13 protein-coding genes are annotated in these 19,856 nt (G+C 63.0%); 5 read left to right on the forward strand and 8 right to left on the reverse strand.

Features of this window, described 5'->3' with window-relative positions:
• The first annotated feature begins 846 nt into the window (after window positions 1–846).
• Window positions 847–1,875, forward strand: coding sequence for an AraC family transcriptional regulator (locus tag NLM27_RS29165; RefSeq protein WP_254146555.1), 1,029 nt, complete (start codon window positions 847–849; stop codon window positions 1,873–1,875).
• A gap of 63 nt (window positions 1,876–1,938) precedes the next feature.
• Here the strand turns inward: NLM27_RS29165 and NLM27_RS29170 are convergent, their stop codons facing one another.
• The 6 genes from NLM27_RS29170 to NLM27_RS29195 all read right to left on the reverse strand — a co-directional run bounded on the left by NLM27_RS29170 (window position 1,939) and on the right by NLM27_RS29195 (window position 10,446).
• Complete coding sequence (locus tag NLM27_RS29170) at window positions 1,939–3,576, reverse strand: ABC transporter ATP-binding protein (protein WP_254146556.1); 1,638 nt, start codon at window positions 3,574–3,576, stop codon at window positions 1,939–1,941.
• Between the two features lie 4 nt (window positions 3,577–3,580).
• Window positions 3,581–4,759, reverse strand: coding sequence for an ABC transporter permease (locus tag NLM27_RS29175; RefSeq protein WP_254146557.1), 1,179 nt, complete (start codon window positions 4,757–4,759; stop codon window positions 3,581–3,583).
• A complete protein-coding gene (locus tag NLM27_RS29180; protein WP_254146558.1) occupies window positions 4,759–5,868 on the reverse strand; it encodes a microcin C ABC transporter permease YejB in 1,110 nt (369 codons plus the stop codon). Before NLM27_RS29180 ends, NLM27_RS29175 begins: the two co-directional genes overlap by 1 nt.
• Window positions 5,869–5,870: 2 nt before the next feature.
• Window positions 5,871–7,757, reverse strand: a complete 1,887-nt coding sequence (locus tag NLM27_RS29185) for an extracellular solute-binding protein (protein ID WP_254146559.1) — start codon at window positions 7,755–7,757, stop codon at window positions 5,871–5,873.
• A 14-nt stretch (window positions 7,758–7,771) separates the two neighbouring features.
• The gene (locus NLM27_RS29190) at window positions 7,772–9,679 is read right to left on the reverse strand and encodes an extracellular solute-binding protein (protein WP_254146560.1); all 1,908 of its coding nucleotides are present in this window, start codon (window positions 9,677–9,679) and stop codon (window positions 7,772–7,774) included.
• Between the two features lie 212 nt (window positions 9,680–9,891).
• Window positions 9,892–10,446, reverse strand: a complete 555-nt coding sequence (locus tag NLM27_RS29195; protein WP_254146561.1) for a cytochrome c family protein — start codon at window positions 10,444–10,446, stop codon at window positions 9,892–9,894.
• 234 nt (window positions 10,447–10,680) lie between these two features.
• Between NLM27_RS29195 and NLM27_RS29200 the strand changes: the two genes are divergently transcribed.
• A complete protein-coding gene (locus NLM27_RS29200; protein ID WP_254146562.1) occupies window positions 10,681–11,421 on the forward strand; it encodes a 3-deoxy-manno-octulosonate cytidylyltransferase in 741 nt (246 codons plus the stop codon).
• Between the two features lie 21 nt (window positions 11,422–11,442).
• Window positions 11,443–12,300: a prephenate dehydratase gene (locus tag NLM27_RS29205; protein ID WP_254146563.1), complete on the forward strand. Its 858-nt coding sequence runs from the start codon at window positions 11,443–11,445 to the stop codon at window positions 12,298–12,300.
• 120 nt (window positions 12,301–12,420) lie between these two features.
• Here the strand turns inward: NLM27_RS29205 and NLM27_RS29210 are convergent.
• Window positions 12,421–13,369 (reverse strand): IS630 family transposase gene (locus NLM27_RS29210; protein ID WP_254141712.1). Its coding sequence is split into 2 segments (ribosomal slippage): window positions 12,421–13,032 and window positions 13,034–13,369, totalling 948 coding nucleotides; the frame shifts between segments, so codons are not numbered across the junction.
• Window positions 13,370–13,603: 234 nt separating this feature from the next.
• Window positions 13,604–14,617 (reverse strand): LLM class flavin-dependent oxidoreductase, encoded by a 1,014-nt coding sequence (locus NLM27_RS29215; protein WP_254146564.1) that lies wholly within the window; start codon window positions 14,615–14,617, stop codon window positions 13,604–13,606.
• A gap of 371 nt (window positions 14,618–14,988) precedes the next feature.
• Between NLM27_RS29215 and metF the strand changes: the two genes are divergently transcribed.
• Window positions 14,989–15,900 carry a methylenetetrahydrofolate reductase [NAD(P)H] gene (gene metF / locus NLM27_RS29220; RefSeq protein WP_254146565.1) on the forward strand — a complete coding sequence of 304 codons (912 nt, stop codon included), beginning with the start codon at window positions 14,989–14,991 and terminating at the stop codon, window positions 15,898–15,900.
• Between the two features lie 6 nt (window positions 15,901–15,906).
• The gene (gene metH / locus NLM27_RS29225) at window positions 15,907–19,758 is read left to right on the forward strand and encodes a methionine synthase (RefSeq protein WP_254146566.1); all 3,852 of its coding nucleotides are present in this window, start codon (window positions 15,907–15,909) and stop codon (window positions 19,756–19,758) included.
• Window positions 19,759–19,856 lie beyond the last annotated feature (98 nt).

A 19,856-nucleotide genomic window follows, 5' to 3' on the forward strand; every position in this document is an offset into this window, starting at 1 on the left:
TGGCGTCTGCGGACGCCCTCATCGGATAGGTCAATGAGACGCTCGGATGCTCCGGAGCTTGGGCGGCCGAGCGAGTCTTCGACCGAACGATGCGATTACGCGCTCCAACTGCCCGATGGCTGGGGTTCTTTCGTCGTCCAGCCGCCACTCTGATCGTCGGCATCGCAGGGATCACCGCTCTCCCATGGCGCGTCCACGATCTCGCCGCCGGCAGCCGGTAGCCGGTATCAAAAGCTGCTTTCGCATTTCGGCGAGACGGGCGCGGCAGTACTCCCGGTAAAGTATGTCTACTATGGTGAACATGATCGAACCCTCGCTTGATCATCACCGCTGCCCCCCGCGATAAATCTCGGCCATTTCAACCGGCGGTAAGACGAACGGCGCCAGAGATCATTTGTGTCCGACAAACTCTGACGACGAAGCCTGACACGAAATCGGTATCAGAGAACACCCAATGCTGCAGAACAGTCTGCACCGCGGGTCGTTGAGTTCGACCAATGGCGAATGACGTCGTAAGGCTGGATTGCGCTTTCACTCCGCCAGGGACGTTCAAACCGAAGCGAATGGCGGCAATTAGAAATAGACCTATCACGATAGTCTCCTCTTAAAGGAGATTTTCTCACCGCGAATTTCGCAATCATTATTGGGCTAATTTTTTGGGCACCACGTGAGCCAGTTCACATCAGCATCGATCACAGGTGAATGAGACTAGCAAACAAGGAATGTAAGTTCTTGGAGTTCTGCGTACCTTACGAAGACGGCTGGTGCGCGAATTGCAAAACGCGAGTACCGACAGCGTCGACGCAGCGTTTCAACCCGACGTTTTATCAAGGCTGGAGGTCCCTCATGTCTACGGACGCAGCCGATTTTGTATCGCATCGATTCTCGACGCGCGAGCTTCCGGAGCGGATGCGACTTCCGCTATGGCGCGAGAGCTTTGTGCGCGGGATAGTCCACGCCGACATCGAGCCCCTATCGAGTGCTCCGTTTCACGCCGACGCAACCCTGCGGGCGAGCCGGGGTTTGCGCACGCTCGCGCTGAAAGGCTCGCCCATGCGTTTCCAGCGCTTGAAGGCGAGTCTTGCCGATGGCGATGACTCGATCGGGCTCATCGTCTGCTCACCCAACAGAAGTCAGCTGTCGCAGCGTGGCCGGGAGATTGAGCTTTGCGGCGGCGACGCACTCGCGATTCTGCATTCGGAGCCCGCCACTGTCACCTACGTCGACGGACTGCTGTTCGGCCTGGCGGTGCCGCGCGACGCGCTTGCGCAGCGCGTGGCGGACATCGAAAGCCTGGCGATGCGGCTGATTCCCCAGCGGACCGAAGCGCTCCGTCTTCTCATGGCTTATCTCAAGTCGGCATTCAAGGAGGGCGCTCTGGCCGCGCCCAAGCTGCGTGATGCGGTCGTAGCTCACATCTATGATCTCACGGCTCTCGCGGTCGGCGAGTGCGCCCCCTTGGGCGATAGCGACGCGAGTGCCGTCGTCGCCGCGCGCCACAGCGCCGTACTCGATTACATCGCGACACACTTTCAGGACCCGGGACTTCGGGTCGAGGCCGTCGCTCGTCGCCAAGGCATCTCGCCTCGCTATCTACAGCGCCTGATGGCGTCGTCAGGCTCATCGTTTACCGGGCACGTGAATGAGCTGCGCCTCCAGCTTGCGCTCAAGCTGCTGACCGAGGCGCGCGTCAACGCGCAGCGAATTTCCGATATTGCCCTGGAAGTCGGCTTCTCGGATGTTTCGCATTTCAATCGTTTGTTCCGAGCTCGCTTCGGCGATTCGCCGCGCGGCGTGCGTTACGCCGGAAGAGATTCCAGTGAACCGCGTGCCTCTGAACGTGAACGGCACGCGCGGGATGCCGCTGTCGAATGACGGATTGGGCCGCTGTTTTTCCGAGAGTGACTTGTGCGCCTCGCGGGTCCGCAATGAGCGACGCTAAGTCGCCACCGATCCATTCCCGGCCGTCTCCAGCCGGAACGCGGCCGCGAACAGCGCGCGCGTGTAGTCCGTCTTCGGGTTCTTGAACAGCTCGGCGGCCTGGCCTTCCTCGACCACCTTGCCACCGCGCATGACGATCAGGTGGCTGGCCAGCGAGGCGACGACGCGCAAATCGTGCGAGATGAACATGTAGGTGAGATCGCGCCTGCGTTGCAGATCACGCAGCAGGTCGACCATCTGCGCCTGGATCAGCATGTCGAGCGCGCTGGTCGGCTCGTCCAGCACGACGAAATCCGGCTCCAGCACCACCGCGCGCGCGATGCTGATGCGCTGGCGCTGGCCGCCGGAGAATTCATGCGGATAGCGATGACGGGTGTCCGCCTTCAGCCCGACGTCCTCGAGCGCCTTGACGACCCGCGCCTCGCGCTCCTCGCGTGACAGCTTCGGCTGATGCACGGAGAGGCCTTCGGCGATGATGTCGGCGACCGACATGCGCGGTGAGAGCGAGCCGAACGGGTCCTGGAACACGATCTGCATGTCGCGCCGGTAGGGCCGCATCTCCTTGAAGCGCAGACCCTGGATGTCGTGCCCTAAGAACACGATGCGCCCGTTCGAGGAGATCAGCCGCAGCAGTGCGAGACCCAGCGTGGTCTTGCCCGAGCCGGACTCGCCGACGACGCCGAGCGTCTCGCCCTTGCGCACGGCGACGCTGACGCCGTCGACCGCCTTGATGTGACCGACGGTCTTGCGCATCAAGCCGCGCTTGATCGGAAACCAGACTTTCAGTTCATTGGCCGACATCACCAAAGGCGCATCCGGCTGCGGCGGCGCGGGATCGGGCTTCGGCTCCGCCGCGAGCAGGTCGCGCGTGTAGGGATGTCTCGGGGACTTGAAGACCTGCTCGACCGGCCCCTGCTCGACGATCACGCCGCCCTTCATGACGCAGACGGTATCGGCGATGCGGCGCACGATGCCGAGATCGTGGGTGATGAAAAGCAGGCTCATGCCGAGCCGCGAACGGATCTCGGCGAGCAGCGCCAGGATCTGCGCCTGCACGGTGACGTCGAGCGCCGTGGTCGGCTCGTCCGCGATCAAGAGGTCCGGCTCGTTGGCGAGCGCCATCGCGATCATCACACGCTGGCGCTGGCCGCCGGAGAGCTGGTGCGGATAGCTCTTCAGCCGCGTTTCGGGCTCGGGGATGCCGACCTGGGACAGCAATTCCAGCGTCCGCCTTCGCGCCTCGGCATTGCTGGTCGGGTTGTGCAGCTGGATGATCTCGCCGATCTGCGCCTCGATCGTGTGCAGCGGGTTGAGCGAGGTCATCGGCTCCTGGAAGATGATCGAGATGTCGCTGCCGCGAACCTCCCGCATCTGCTGCTCGGACTGGTCGATCAGCTCCTGCCCCTTGAAGCGGATGCTGCCCGAGGGATGCGAGGCGTTCGGATAGGGCAATAGCTTCAGGATCGAGAGCGCGCTGACCGATTTTCCGGAGCCGGACTCGCCGACCAGCGCGACACATTCGCCGCGCTTGATCTGGAACGAGACCTTGTCGACCGCGAGCGTGGTGGCGCCGCCCTGGTGGAAGGCCACCGAGAGGTCGCGCACGGCAAGCAGGGGCTGATTAATCGCGTCCATCGGCTTACCTGAACGTCTTGCGCGGATCGAAGGCGTCGCGCACGGCTTCGCCGATGAAGATCAAGAGCGACAGCATGATCGCGACCGAGAAGAAGCCGGAGAAACCGAGCCAGGGCGCTTGCACGTTGGCTTTCGCCTGGGACAGCAATTCGCCGAGCGAGGGCGATCCCGGTGGAAGGCCGAAGCCCAGGAAATCGAGCGCCGTCAGCGTCATCACCGAACTTGAGACGATGAAGGGCAGGAATGTCATGGTCGCGACCATGGCGTTCGGCAGCAGGTGGCGGAACATGATGACCTGATTGGAGACGCCGAGCGCCCGCGCCGCCTGAATGTATTCGAAGTTGCGCCCGCGCAGGAACTCGGCCCGCACCAGTCCGACCAGCGAGACCCATGAGAACAGCAACAGGATGCCGAGCAGCACGAAGAATCCGGGCACGAGGACCGAGGACAGGATCAGGAGAAGGTAGAGCGAGGGAATCGCTGTCCATATCTCGATGAATCGCTGGAAGATGAGATCGACCCGACCTCCAAAATAGCCCTGCACAGCCCCCGCCGCGATGCCGATGACGGATGAGACGATGGTGAGGCAGAGGCCGAACAGCACCGAGATACGGAAGCCGTAGATCAGCCGCGCGACCACGTCGCGCCCCTGATCGTCGGTACCGAGCCAGTTATATTCGAGGTCGCGGCAGCTCTTCAGCCCCTTCTTCTCCACCACCGGCTTGCATTGCGCTTCGGTCAGCATCCACGTCGGCGGCGACGGCGCCGGTGTCGGCAGGTCGAGATTGTGGGTGTCGTAGGAGTAGCGGATCAGCGGCCAGACGATGCTGCCGCCCTTGTCCTTGATGAGCTTCTGCAAATAGGGGTCGCGATAGTCGGCCGCGGTTTCGAAGTCTCCGCCGAAGGTGGTTTCCGAATAGGTCACGAAGGCGGGCCAATAGAGACGGCCGTCGAATTTGATCAGGAAAGGCCGGTCGTTGGCGATCAGCTCGGCGAACAGAGAGACCACGAACAGCGCGATGAATATCCAGAACGACCAATAGCCGCGGCGATTCGCCTTGAAGTTCTGCCATCGCCGCCTGTTGAGCGGCGAAGGGGCGAACGACTTGCGCGTGATCGGAACGACCTCACCCAGCGGAGATTGGGTCGTGGTCTCGATCGGCGTCGGCGCCGTAACCGTCATCAGACCTCCCGCGCCTCGAAATCGATCCGGGGGTCGATCCACATATAGGTCAGGTCGGAGATCAGGTTGATCACGAGGCCGACCAACGAAAAGATGTAGAGCGTGCCGAACACCACGGGATAGTCGCGGTTGAGCACGCTCTCGAAACTGAGCAGCCCCAGCCCGTCCAGCGAGAAGATGGTCTCGATCAGCAGCGAGCCCGAGAAGAAGGCGTGGATGAAGGTACCGGGAAAACCGGCGATCACGATCAACATCGCATTGCGGAAGACATGGCCGTAAAGCACCCGGCCCTCGCTGCAGCCCTTGGCACGTGCGGTCATGACGTATTGCTTGCGGATCTCGTCCAGGAACGAGTTTTTGGTCAGGAACGTCATGGTGGTGAACGCCCCTAACCCCATGGCGATCAGCGGCAGCGTCAGGTGCCAGAAATAATCGATGATCTTCCAGTACCAGGGAAACTGCGACCAGCCGTCCGAGGTCAGCCCGCGCAGCGGGAACCAGTTGAAGAAGGAGCCGCCGGCAAACAGGATGATGAGGAGGATTGCGAACAGAAAGCCGGGAATGGCGTAGCCAAGCACGAGAACGGTCGATGTCCAGGTGTCGAAGCGCGTGCCGTCCTTGACCGCCTTGCGGATGCCGAGCGGGATCGAGATCAGATAGGTGATCAGCGTCAGCCAGATTCCGAGCGAAATCGAGACCGGCAGCTTCTCCTTGATCAGCTGGATGACGCTGACGTCGCGGAAGTAGCTCTTGCCGAAATCGAAGCGGGCAAAATTCCAAACCATCAGCGCGAAGCGTTCCGGCGCCGGCTTGTCGAAGCCGAACTGCACCTCGAGCTTCTTGATGAAATCAGGATCGAGCCCCTGCGCGCCGCGATATTTCGAGTTGATGGCATCGCCGCCGGCCCCAAGCTGCCCCGGCGCACGCTGCGCAAAGTCGCCACCGCCCGAGATGCGCGAGCTGCCACCGGTGTCGGCGCCCGAGAGCTGCGCGATGACGCGCTCGACCGGCCCGCCCGGCGCGAACTGCACGACGACGAATGACACGAAGAGGATCCCCAGCAGCGTCGGGATCATCAAGAGGATGCGACGGGCGATATAGGCGCTCATGATTATCTCGCCTGCTCGAGCTTGGCGGCCTTGGCACGGTCGTACCACCACAAGGTCCGTTCGCCCACGCCGCTCGCATAGTCGGAGATCGCGTAACGCGGCAGGTTTGCGGGATGCGCGAACTGGTCCCAATAGGCCAGCCGGTGGCTGGTATTGTACCATTGCGGCACCCAGTAGCGCCCGGCGCGGAAGACACGGTCGAGAGCGCGGCACACGACCGTCAGCTCATTGCGCGTTTCCGCTGCCATGGCCTTCTCGACCAGAGCGTCGAGCGCAGGACTGGCGGCACCGGCATAATTGTAAGACCCCTTGGTCGCCGCAGCATGCGAGGTGAAATAGGTTCGCAAGCTATCCCCGGGCGTCGCCGACATCGTGAGGCGCTGTATTGCAAAATCGAAATCGAAGGACTCAAGTCGCGCACGATATTGCACGGCGTCGATGAGACGCAGGTTCGCCTCGATGCCCAGCACGTTCAAATTCTTGAGGAACGAGGCGTGGTGCGGCTGGAACGAGGCTTCGTCGGTCAGGAACTCGACAGCGAAGACCTCGCCGCTCGGCAGCAGCCGTTTGCCGTCCTTGACTGGAAGCTGCGCCTCCTGCAGCAATTGCTGTGCCCTGCGCAAGAGCGCGCGATCCTGACCGGAACCGTCCGACACCGGCGGCACGAACGGCTCGCCGAACACGTCGTCGGGCACTTGGCCGCGGAAGGGCTCCAGCAGCTTCAACTCCTCGGGCGAAGGCAGGCCCTCTGCGACGAGGTCCGAATTCTGGAACGGCGATCGTGTGCGCGCATAGGCGCCGTACATGATGGTCTTGTTGGTCCATTCGAAGTCGAAGGCACAGTTCAGCGCCTCGCGTACCTTCGGGTTTTTGAACTTGTCGCGCCGCGTGTTGATGAACCAGCCCTGGCCGCCCGACGGCGTCTGATCCGGCACCTCTTCACGCTTGACGCGGCCGTCCTTGATCGCCGGGAAGTCGTAACGCGTGGCCCAGATACGCGCGGTGAACTCCTCTCGATACAGATAGTTCTTCCCGGTAAAGCCTTCGAAAGCGACGTCGCGGTCGCGGTAGAATTCGTAGCGGATCACATCGAAATTGTTGCTGCCGCGGCAGACCGGCAGGTCCGCAGCCCACCAGTTCTTGACCCGTTCGAACTCGATGAAGCGATTGATCTCGAACCTACCGACCTTGTAGGGGCCGGAGCCCAGCGGCGTCTCGGTCGTGGTTTCGTCGAACGGACGGTTGGCGTAATAGGCCTTCGAGAAGATCGGCAGACCCGCGACATAGAGCGGCACGTCTCGAGCCCGCTTCTCGGCGAAGGTCACGACCACGGTGGCCTCGTCGAGCGCTTCGGCGCCCTTGACGTCGCGCATCTGGATCTGGACCAGCGGATGGCCCTTCTGCTTCAGCACGTTGATCGAGAACGCGACGTCATGCGCGGTCAGTTTCGAGCCGTCATGAAACCGGGCCTCAGGCCGCATCGTGAAGCGATAGCTGAGCTTGTCGGACGAGATCTGCACCGACTTCGCGGCGAAGCCATACATGGCATCGGGCTCGTCGGCGGCATGCGCCATCAGCGCGACGAAGGTCAGATCCATGCCTTGCGCGCCCTCACCCTTGAGGATGAAGGCATTGAGCGAGTTGAAGGTCTGGAAGGACTGGTTGTAGCCCTTCGTTGACGGAATAAGGGAGAATGTTCCCCCCTTCGGGGCATCGAGGTTGACGTAGTCGAAATGGTGGAAGTCGGCGGGATATTTGAGATCGCCGAACGCCGAGATGCCGTGGGCCTCAGTGGGCGTCTCGGACGCCGCGACGCCACGCAGCCAGGCGGCGCTGAGCGCGCCGCCGGCACCCAGAGCCAGCAAATGCCGGCGTGAAAGCTGCGCCATGCGCAATCGCTTCCTCAAGAGCGTTTTCCGATGCGCGCGGCCTTTTCCGCGTCGTACCACCACAACGTCGGCAGCCCGGACCGGCCGTATTTCGCCATCGGTTCGGCATGACTGAAGCGGTCCCACCGGGCATAACGCGAGAACGAATAGGTGAACTGAGGCACCACGTAGAAATTCCAGAGCAGCACGCGATCGAGCGCGCGCGTCGCAGCGACGAGGCCGGCGCGATTCTTCGCGAAGATCACCTTCTCGATCAAGGCATCCACGGCAGGGTTCTTGATGCCGATGGTGTTGCGCGCGCCGGGCACGTCGGCCGTCTGCGAGCTCCAATACTCACGCTGCTCGTTGCCCGGCGACAGCGATTCGCCCCACTGGTCGATGATCATGTCGAAGTCGAAGCTGCGTAGCCGGTTTTGGTACTGGGCATCATCGACCGTGCGAACCGACGCATTGACGCCGATCCGCTCCAGTGACGGCTTGTAGAACAGCGCTATGCGCTCGGACGAGGGATCTTGCACCAGGATTTCGACCGTCAGGACCTTGCCCGAGGCGTCCACCAGCTTGTGGTCACGCACTTCGAAACCAGCCTCTTTCAGTAGCTTTGCCGCTTCGCGCAGATTGGCGCGGACCGCTTCAGAAGTGCCGCCGACTGGATTCTGGTAAGGCGTGGTGAAGACTTCCGGCGGCACCTTGTCCTTTACGGTTTCGAGGATCTGCAATTCCTCCCCCTCGGGCAGACCGGTCGCGGCGAGTTCCGTGCCTTCGAAATAGCTGTTGATGCGCTTGTACTGACCGAAGAAGAGCTGCTTGTTCATCTCCTCGAAGTCGAAAGCATAGTTGAAGGCGCGCCGCACCCGCGCGTCCTTGAACTGGGGACGCCTGTTGTTGACCACGAAGGCCTGCATGCGGCCTGAATCGTTGATTGGAAATTCTTCCTTGATCACCCGCTTCTCCGCGACCGCGGGGAAGTCGTAGGCCGTTGCCCACTGCTTGGCGGAGTTTTCCGCGATCCAGTCGGCCTGGTCGGCCTTGAAGGCTTCCAGCGCCACGATGTTGTCGCGGAAGAACTCGAAGCGCAGCTCGTCGAAATTGTTGGTGCCGATCTGGCTCGGGAGACTGGCACCCCAGTGATCCTTCACCCGCTCGAGCTTGACCGAACGCCCCGCCACGAACTCCTTGATCCGGTACGGCCCTGAACCGAGCGGGATCTCCAGCGTGGTCACGCCGACGTCGCGCTTGCGGCCTTGCGCATCGGTGCCTTCCCACCAATGTTTCGGCAGCACGGTCAGTTCACCGACGATGGTCGGTAATTCGCGGTTGCCCGGTCCGTCAAAGCTGAACTTGACCTCGCGCTCGCCGACCTTCTCCGCCTTGGTCACGTGGCGATAGTAGGACGCGTACATCGGACTCTGCTGTTTGAACGTCTCCAGCGAGAAGATGACGTCCTCGGGCGTCACCGGCTTGCCGTCATGCCAGCGGGCTTCCTTGCGCAAGCGATAGATCACCCAGGAAAAATCATCCGGATGCTGTGCAGCCTCGGCTAGCTCGCCGTACTCGGTCGCCACCTCGTCCAGCGCCCGCGTCATCAGCGTTTCGTAGATCATCGCCGCGGCCGGAGCGAGGGAGCCCTTGATGCCGGAGACCGCGAGATTGAAATTGTCGAAGGTGCCGATCGAGATCAGGCGGGCAACGCCGCCCTTGGGCGCTTCTGGATTGACGTAGTCGAAGCGCTTGAAATCGGCGGGGTACTTGATGTCCCCGAACAGCGACAGCGCATGGCGCCAGGGCAGCTCGGTCGCGGATTGCGCGCGCGCCGCGCCGATGAGGGAAACGCCGCCTGGGGAACCAAGGGAGGAACCGAGGGCGGGAAGCGCTGCGGCCGCAGTGCCGGTGAGCAGGAGATCGCGTCGGGTAATGGCCAAATCAACATCCCTGTCTTGAAGGAGGCTACTCCTTTAAGTTCCCAATATAGGCGAGGTTTCGGCGGAACATCGTTGCTTTTTCCTCATCTTGGAAGCCCAGGTGGTCCATCGGATGCGGCCAAACGCCCCGATAACGACACCGCGAGGCCCGGATAGGGAAACGGCCAGGCTTTTCAGCCTGGCCGCACAATCCAAGAGGAGGCATTGAGGCCTTACTTCGACGCCGTCGGTAGCGGCTGAGGATGCTCCGACAGCGAGTTCAGATAGGCGATGACGTCGGCACGCTCGGAGTCCTTGGGAATACCGGCGAAGCCCATGGCCGTGCCGGGAACGAAGCCCTTCGGATTGGCGATGAACTTGTTGAGGTCGTCGAACGTCCAGTCGCCACCCTTGCCCTTCATCGCGGCCGAGAAGTTGAAGCCACCACGGCCTTGGCCCTTCGGCTCGCCGACGACGCCATAGAGGTTCGGGCCGACTCGATTCGGGCCGCCCTTCTCGAAGGTATGACAGGCGCCGCACTTCTTGGCGGCCGCCGCACCCTTCTCGACGGAGGCGGTCTGGAGCAGCTTCTCGATCGGCTCGGACGGTGCGGCCGCAGCGGCGCCTTCCTTGCCGTGACCGGCATCTTCCTTCACCGCGATCTCGAAGCCCGGCTTTTCCGGCATTTTGGGCGAGAACAGAGCCTGGGCGGTGAAGCTCGTCACCAGCAGAAAGAGACATGTGCCGAGCACGGCACCGAGAATCTTGTTGAGTTCGAAAGAGTCCATTTCCGGCCAGGCCCCACCGCAAGAAGGAAAACGGCGGCCGGGCGGCCGCCAGGACGAGCCTCGGGAGAATCAAAACGTTCCTTATTGTTTCCCCGAGTTTTGCCATTGAGATATCGGTTTGCCCGGGGTCTGGCAACCCGTATAAGCGACCCCGTTTTCGGCCCGTCCCCACTCCATTTCTCGGCGCGGAAAACGCCCCGTTTCCAGGCCCTTGACCCCAGACCTTTGAACCCAATGATCGATCCCCGCATCCTGGTGCTGATCCCGGCCCGCATGGCCGCCACCCGCCTGCCCGGCAAGCCGCTCGCCGATATCGCGGGCCTGCCAATGATCGTGCATGTGCTGCGTCGCGCGGAGGCCGCTGCAATCGGCCGGGTCGCGGTCGCAACCGATACGGACGAGATCGCATCCGTGGTGACCGCCCATGGCGGCGAGGCCGTGATGACCCGCTCCGACCACCCGTCCGGCTCGGACCGCATCCACGAGGCCATGCAGAAGCTCGACCCGGAAGGCAGGGTCGAGATCGTGATCAATCTCCAGGGCGATTTTCCGACGATCACGCCGCAGACCATCCGCGAGGTGCTGCCGCCCTTCGACGACCCCGCCGTCGACATCGTGACTCTGGCCTCGCAGATCCACACCGAGGAGGAGGACCTCGCCCCAAGCGTCGTGAAGGCCATTGGCTCGCCGATCGGGCCGCGGCGGCTGCGGGCACTTTATTTCACCCGCGCCACGGCTCCCTATGGCAACGGACCGCGTTACCATCACATCGGCCTTTATGCCTACCGCCGCGCGGCGCTGGACCGGTTCGTGGCGCTGCCGCCTTCGCCTCTGGAACGTCAGGAGAGCCTGGAGCAGCTCCGAGCGGTGGAAGCCGGCATGCGCATCGACATCATGATCGTCGACAGCGTGCCCCGCGGCGTCGACACGCCGCCCGATCTCGAAACCGCACGCAGCATCCTTTCCAAATCCTGAGCCGCTGTTACAAGGCCCACCATGAGCAAGATGAAGATCGCATTCCAGGGCGAGCCCGGAGCCAATTCCCATATCGCCATCGTCGAGGCCTATCCCGACGCCGAGCCGATGCCCTGCGCCACCTTCGAGGACGCGCTGTCGGCGATCTCGTCGGGCGAGGCCGGTCTCGGCATGATCCCGATCGAGAATTCGGTCGCGGGCCGCGTCGCCGACATCCATCACCTTCTGCCGGCCTCCGGCCTCTTCATCGTCGGCGAATGGTTTCTGCCGGTCCGGCATCAGCTGATGGCGGTGAAGGGCACCAGGCTCGAGGACATCAAGAGCGTGGAGAGCCATGTGCATGCGCTCGGCCAGTGCCGGCGCATCATCCGCAAGCTTGGCATCAAGCCGATCGTGCATGCCGACACCGCCGGCAGCGCCCGCGACATCTCCGAGCGCAACGACAAGTCCGTCGCCGCGATCGCCTCGCGCCTGGCCGCAAAGATCTACGGCCTCGACATCCTTGCGGAGGACATCGAGGACGAGGCCCACAACACCACGCGCTTCGTGGTGCTGGCGCGCGAGCCGAAATGGGCAAATCAAGGCACGAGCCCGCTGGTCACGACGTTCGTCTTCCGAGTGCGCAATCTGCCCGCCGCGCTCTACAAGGCGCTGGGCGGCTTTGCCACCAACGGCGTCAACATGACCAAGCTCGAGAGCTACATGGTCGACGGCAATTTCTTCGCCACGCAGTTTTATGCCGATGTCGACGGCCACCCCGATGACAAAGGTCTCGCCTTCGCAATCGAGGAGCTGAAATTCTTCTCGCGCGAATTCCGCATCGTCGGCGTGTATCCCGGCCATCCGTTCCGGGCGACGTTCAGCGAGACACAGGATTGATTTGCAACCCTCCCCTGGAGGGTTAGGGCAATCGCATATGGCATTTTGCGCGGCCTGATCGCGCGCCTCGTCCTTCGAGACGACCGCTTCGCGGTCTCCTCAGGATGAGGCTAGAGCGTTTCACATTTTGACTGAAGCGTAACCGGCGTTGGCGAAGTAGTTGGCGCATTCGCGAGGCTGGATGTCGTGGACGAGGTGACCGATGTGGCGCCAAGTGTCCTCGATGGTGCGCTTCTGAGCTTGCCGCATCCAGTGTTTGATCTTGGAGAAGGCCTGTTCGATCGGGTTGAGGTCGGGCGAGTATGGCGGCAGGTACCAGAGCCTGGCGCCAGCAGCCTGGATCATCTGCCTGACAGCTTTGGACTTGTGGCTTCCGAGATTGTCGAGAATGACGATGTCGCCTTCGCGCAGGGTTGGCAGGAGAAGGTGCTTCACATAAGCGCGGAAGCATTCGCCGTTGATCGGGCCGTCGAAGACGCAGGGTGCCGTGAGTTGGTCATGGCGGAGCGCGCCGAGGAATGTGAGGGTACGCCAGTGACCGTGTGGGGCGAAGCCGCGCAGGCGTGCCCCTTTGGGGCCCCAGCCCCGCAAAGGGGCCATGTTGGTCTTGATCCAGGTCTCATCGATGAAGACGAGCCGGCCCGGATCAAGTCCGGCCTGCCAGGATCGCCAACGCTGGCGCCTACGCGAGACGTCGGCGCGAGCCTGTTCGAGGGCGAACAGTGTTTTTTTTGAACCGCAGCCCTTCCCGGCGCAGGAACAGCCAGACCGCGTTGTGTGAGACCTTGACCCCACGGGCTGCCAGTTCCGCCTTCAGACCATGCAGCGTCAGGTGCGGCGTTTGAGTGATCCGCTCGACGATGAAGGCGCGGTGCGGATCGAGCACAGGCTTGCGGTGACCGCCCATCTTGCCAGGCACAACCGAGCCGGTCGCCCGCTGCCGCTGTGACCACTTCACAACCGACGAGACCGCAACACCAAACCGTTCCGCCACAGACCGGCAGCTCTCGCCCGCCAAAACCGCAGCCACCACACGCTCGCGAAGATCCAGGGAAAGAGGTCGGGTCATGCGATGCTGGCCTCCAATCCAGTCAGCATCTTGAATCACAATCCGCCAAAAACCGGAATCCCCTCCGATTCAATTAAGCAATGAAAGGCTCTAAGCAGCAGCGGTGCTCGCTGAAAACTGCAGCCGCGCACTCAATCCTCATCCTGAGGGCCCGCCAGCGGCGGGCGTCTCGAAGGATGGCTACAGGCGAAATCGCCCATATGCGATTGCCCTGCCCTGGAGGGGGAGGGTGCGCTACGCCGCCACTCTAAGCCCGAACGCCTGCGCCAGCAGCGAGTAGGACTTCTTCCGCGCCTCGTGGTCATACACGGCGGTGATCACCATCAGCTCGTCCGGTTTGCTCGCATAGATCAGCGGCTGAAGCTTCTTCTGCACGGTTGCCGGGCTGCCGACGAACAGGCGCGAGCGGTTGCGGAGGATCGAGACACGTTCGGAATCCGTATAGGGATAGGCCAGCGCTTCCTCGACGCTCGGCAGCGGCAGATATTGACCGCGGTCGCGGCGAAGGCGGTTGAGGTCGAAGGAGCTGGCGAGCCTTTCGGCCTCCTCGTCGGTGTCGGCCGCGATGGCCGCGACCGCGAGGATCGCATGCGGCCTTTCGCGCCAGGCCGAGGGCTGGAAGCGGTTACGGTAATGCACCATCGCATCGATCGCATCGTGGGAGGCGAAATGATGAGCGAAGGCGAAGCCCATGCCGACCTGCGCGGCGAGCTCTGAGGAATAGTCGCTCGAGCCGAGCAGCCAGATCGGCGGCAGCCTGGTGTCGTCGGGCATGGCAACGACGTTGTGGTAGGGATGGCCCGAGGGGAATTCGCGGGTCTCCCACAAGATCAATTCGTGCAGCCGCTCCAGGAAATCGTCGCCTTCGCGACGATCGAGCCGGCTGCGCAGCGCGTAGGCGGTGGCGCCGTCGGTGCCGGGGGCGCGGCCGAGACCAAGGTCGATGCGGCCGGGAAATAGCGCCTCCAGCATCTTGAAGCGCTCGGCCACCACCAGCGGCGCGTGATTGGGCAGCATCACGCCGCCGGAGCCGACCCGGATGCGCTTCGTCACCGCCGCGATCTGCCCGATCATCACATCGGGCGCGGGGCTCGCGACGGACGCGAGGTTGTGATGCTCGGCGAGCCAGTAGCGGACATAGCCGAGGCCGTCGACGTGGCGCGCCAGATCAATGCTGTTGCGCAGTGCCGCGGCGGGCTTGGTACCCGTGGTGACGACCGAGAGGTCGAGGACTGAGAGCGGGATCATGGCGCGCTAACGTAATGGAGAGCCGTGCGGCGGCAATGGCAGGCTGCGCAGGCCTGACGTGTACGGACCGGCGAACAACCTAGGACGACCGAGTGGGACAGTCATCATGCCTAAAATTCGAATCATGCCTGCCCACCCTGCGGAATAGATGCTAGAAGAGAATCATATCAAAAAATATAGATACTTTTCAGTATATTACACTCTTCGATAGACTTCCCACCCAGAGCTCACTTTCTGCTCAAATTCACTATTGTTAGGACAGGATGGGCAATTTCCCATCTGCAATGGGCTGTCGGCCAGATAGTCTTTGCCCTATCTTAGGCCCTCCCAAGGTAGACCGGCCGCCGCCTGAAATTGGAGTGAGTGGTGCCATGACTGACGTGACGACTCCAGCGACGGCCGACGGGCACCTGAAGCGGCCTGCGATCTCTTTCGAGTTCTTTCCGCCCAAGACCGAAGAGATGGAGCGGAATCTCTGGGACACCATCAACCGGCTCGCCCCGCTCGACCCCAAATTCGTCTCGGTGACCTACGGCGCCGGCGGTTCGACCCGCGAGCGCACGCATTCGACCATCGCCCGCATCCTCAAGGAGACCGCGCTGCTGCCGGCGGCGCACCTGACCTGCGTCGGCGCCTCGCGCGGCGAGATCGACGAGATCGTCGACCGCTATCACGAGGTCGGCGTCCGCCACATCGTCGGCCTGCGCGGCGATCCCGTTGGCGGCATCGGCACGCCCTATTCCAGCCATCCCGACGGCTACCAGAGCTCCGCCGACCTCGTCGCGGGGATCAAGAAGCGGCATGGCGATATCGAGGTGTCGGTCTCCGCCTATCCCGAGAAGCACCCGGAAGCGCGCGACTTCGACGCCGACATCGACACGCTGAAGGCCAAGGTCGACGCCGGCGCGACGCGCGCGATCACGCAGGTGTTCTTCGATAACGATCTCTACTTCCGCTATCTCGACCGCGTCCGCGCCCGCGGCATCAACATCCCGATCGTGCCGGGCATCATGCCCATGCACAATTTCAAGCAGGCCCGCAATTTCGTCACCCGTGCCGGCACCTCGGTGCCGGACTGGTTCGCCGCGAAGTTCGAGGGCCTCGATGACGACGCCGAGACCCGCAAGCTGGTGGCCGCGACCGTCGCGGCCGGCCAGGTGCAGAAGCTGGCCAAGCACGGCGTCGACACCTTCCACTTCTACACCATGAACCGCGCCGATCTCGTGTTCGCGATCAGCCATTTGCTCGGCATTCGCGCCAAGAGCGCGCAGAAGGCGGCTTAAGACAACATGACCGTGCCCACCTCTCCCAAACGAACTGCCCTGCTCAATGCCGCGCGCGAACGCATCCTCGTGCTCGACGGCGCCATGGGCACGATGATCCAGAATCTCCAGTTCGACGAAGCCGCCTTCCGCGGCGAGCGTTTCAAGAATTTTCATCGCGATCTGCGCGGCAACAACGACCTCCTGATCCTGACCCAGCCGCAGGCGATCGAGGACATCCACGCCGCGTATTTGCGCGCCGGCGCCGACATCGTCGCGACCAACACCTTCTCCACAACCTCGATCGCGCAGGCCGATTACGACCTCACCGACATCGTCTACGAGATGGCGCGCGAAGGCGCCCGCCTCGCCGGCAATGCCGCAAGGCGCGTCGAAGCCGAAGACGGCAAGCCGCGCTTCGTTGCGGGTGCCATCGGACCCACCAACCGCACCGCCTCGATCTCGCCCGACGTTTCCAATCCCGGCTACCGCGCCGTCACCTTCGACGATTTGCGCAAATCCTATGGCGAGCAGATCAACGGCATGCTCGACGGCGGCGTCGACCTGCTGCTGGTCGAGACCATCTTCGACACGCTGAACGCCAAGGCGGCGCTCTACGCAATCGCCGAGATCACCGAAGAGCGCGGCATCGACGTGCCCGTGATGGTGTCGGGCACCATCACCGACAAATCCGGCCGCCTGCTCTCCGGCCAGATGCCGGAAGCCTTCTGGAATTCGGTGCGGCATGCCAAGCCCGTCACCATCGGCTTCAACTGCGCGCTCGGCGCCGAGGATCTGCGTGCGCATATCGCCGATATCGGCCGCGTCGCGGATACGCTCGTTTGCGCCTATCCCAATGCCGGCCTGCCCAACGAATTCGGCCAGTACGACGAAACGCCGGACTACACGGCCCGCCTGATCGGCGAGTTCGCACGCGACGGTCTCGTCAACATCGTCGGCGGCTGCTGCGGCACCACGCCGGACCATATCGCGGCGATCGCTGCCGCCGTGGCCCCGCACAAGCCGCGCATCGTGCCAGAGATCGAACCGCGCCTGCGGCTCTCCGGCCTCGAGCCGTTCGTGCTGACGGATGCCATTCCCTTCGTCAATGTCGGCGAGCGCACCAACGTCACGGGCTCTGCGAAATTCCGCAAGCTGATCACCGCCGGCGACTACACCGCCGCGCTCCAGGTCGCGCGCGACCAGGTCGAGAACGGCGCGCAGATCATCGACGTCAACATGGACGAGGGCCTGCTCGACTCCGAAGCGGCGATGGTGACCTTCCTCAACCTCGTCGCCGCTGAGCCCGACATCGCGCGCGTGCCCGTCATGGTCGATTCCTCGAAATTCTCAGTGATCGAGGCCGGCCTGAAATGCGTGCAGGGCAAGCCGGTGGTGAACTCGATCTCGATGAAGGAAGGCGAGGAGAAGTTCATTCACGAGGCGAAGATCGCCCGCCGTCACGGCGCGGCCGTCGTGGTGATGGCGTTCGACGAGGTCGGCCAGGCCGATACGTTCGCGCGCAAGACTGAGATCTGCAAGCGCGCCTACGACATCCTGGTGAACAAGGTCGGCTTCCCGCCGGAAGACATCATCTTCGATCCGAACATCTTTGCGATCGCCACCGGCATCGAGGAGCACAACAATTACGGGGTCGACTTCATCGAGGCGACGCGCTGGATTCGCCAGAACCTGCCGGGCGCGCACATCTCGGGCGGCGTCTCCAATCTGTCGTTCTCTTTCCGCGGCAACGAACCGGTGCGCGAGGCCATGCACTCGGTGTTCCTGTATCACGCCATCAAGGCCGGCATGGACATGGGCATCGTCAATGCCGGACAGATGATCGTCTATGACGACATCGACCCCGAGCTGCGCCAGACCTGCGAGGACGTCGTCCTCAACCGCGATCCCAGTGCATCCGAACGCCTGCTGGCGCTGGCCGAAAAATTCCGCGGCAAGAAGACGGAGAGCAAGGAAGCCGATCTCGCCTGGCGCGAATGGCCGGTGGAGAAGCGGCTGTCGCATTCGCTGGTGCACGGGATCACCGAGTTCATCGAGCAGGACACCGAAGAGGCCCGCAAGAACTCCTCGCGCCCGCTCGACGTGATCGAGGGCCCGCTGATGGCCGGCATGAACGTGGTCGGCGACCTCTTCGGCGACGGCAAGATGTTCCTGCCGCAGGTCGTGAAGTCCGCCCGCGTGATGAAGCAGGCGGTCGCCTGGCTGATGCCGTTCATGGAAGAAGAGAAGGCACGCAACCTTGCCAATGGCATCGGCAACGAGGGCTCCTCGTCCGCCGGCAAGATCGTGCTCGCGACCGTGAAGGGCGACGTCCACGACATCGGCAAGAACATCGTCGGCATTGTGCTCCAGTGCAACAATTACGAGGTCATCGATCTCGGCGTGATGGTCCCGGCGGCCAAGATCGTCGAGACCGTGAAGGTGGAGAAAGCCGACATCGTTGGTCTCTCCGGCCTGATCACGCCCTCGCTCGACGAGATGGCATTCTTTGCCGGCGAATTGCAGCGTCAAGGCCTGAAGCTGCCGCTCCTGATCGGCGGCGCCACGACCAGCCGCGTGCACACCGCGGTGAAGATCGACCCGAGCTATCGCGCCGGTCCCGTCGTGCACGTCAACGACGCCAGCCGCGCCGTCGGCGTTGCCTCCTCGCTGCTCTCGCCGGAGAAACGTGACGCTTACGCCGCCGAAGTCCGCGCCGAATACGCAAAAATCTCGGAGGCGCATCTGCGCGCGCAGGCCGACAAGAAGCGGCTGAAGCTGTCGGCCGCCCGTGCCAACCGCGTGCCGGTCGACTTTGCCGCGAACAAGCCGGTGAAGCCGACCTTCCTCGGCATCCGCAGCTTCGATGAATACGACCTCGCCGAGCTCGTACCCTATATCGACTGGACGCCGTTCTTCCAGACCTGGGAGCTCGCCGGCCGCTTCCCCGCCATTCTCGACGACGCCAAGGTGGGCGAGGTCGCGCGCTCGCTCTATGACGATGCGCGCAAGATGCTCGACACCATCGTGAGGGAGAAATGGTTCCGGGCACGTGCGACGATCGGCTTCTGGCCGGCCAACGCGCAAGGCGACGACATCGTGCTCTATGCCGACGAGAGCCGGACCAGGAGCATCGCGACGCTGCACACGCTGCGCCAGCAGCTCGAGAAGCGCGAGGGCCGTTTCAACGCGGCGCTTGCCGACTTCGTCGCGCCTGCCGGCACGGGCGTGCCCGACTATGTCGGCGGCTTCGTCGTTACCGCCGGGATCGGCGAGGATGCGGTCGCTGACCGCTTCAAAATGGCGAATGACGACTACTCCTCGATCCTTTGCAAGGCGCTGGCGGACCGCCTCGCCGAGGCCTTCGCCGAGCGCATGCATGCTCGCGTCCGCCGCGAGTTCTGGGCCTATGCACCGGACGAGGCGCTCTCCAACCAGGAGCTGATCCTCGAAAAGTATCAGGGCATCCGCCCGGCACCCGGCTATCCTGCGCAGCCCGATCACACCGAGAAGGCGACGTTGTTCGAGCTGCTCGATGCGGAAGCGACCGCCGGCGTGAAGCTGACCGAGAGCTTCGCGATGTGGCCGGGCTCGTCCGTATCGGGGCTCTATTTCGCGAACCCCGAAAGCTATTATTTCGGCGTCGGCAAGATCGAGCGCGACCAGGTCGAGGACTACGCGGCACGCAAGGGCATGAGCGTGGCGGAGACCGAGCGCTGGCTCGCGCCGGTGCTGAACTACATCCCGTCGCAAGAGGACAAGGCCTTCGCAGCAACGCCCGCGAACGACGAGATGTCGAAGGACCTCGCCTCGCATCCTCCGGGCTGCACCTGTGCGGTGCACCTCGTCTGGCAGAAGAAGCGTGCGGGCGCGGGCTAGGCGCGCCTACGCTCCAAAACTAAAAAAGTGAAAACAACCCCATGCACAGTAGCGATGGGGTTGAAAAGCTTGACCAATTTCTGTCTATCCGAAACAGG

This window comes from Bradyrhizobium sp. CCGB12 (assembly GCF_024199845.1).
Classification (GTDB): domain Bacteria; phylum Pseudomonadota; class Alphaproteobacteria; order Rhizobiales; family Xanthobacteraceae; genus Bradyrhizobium.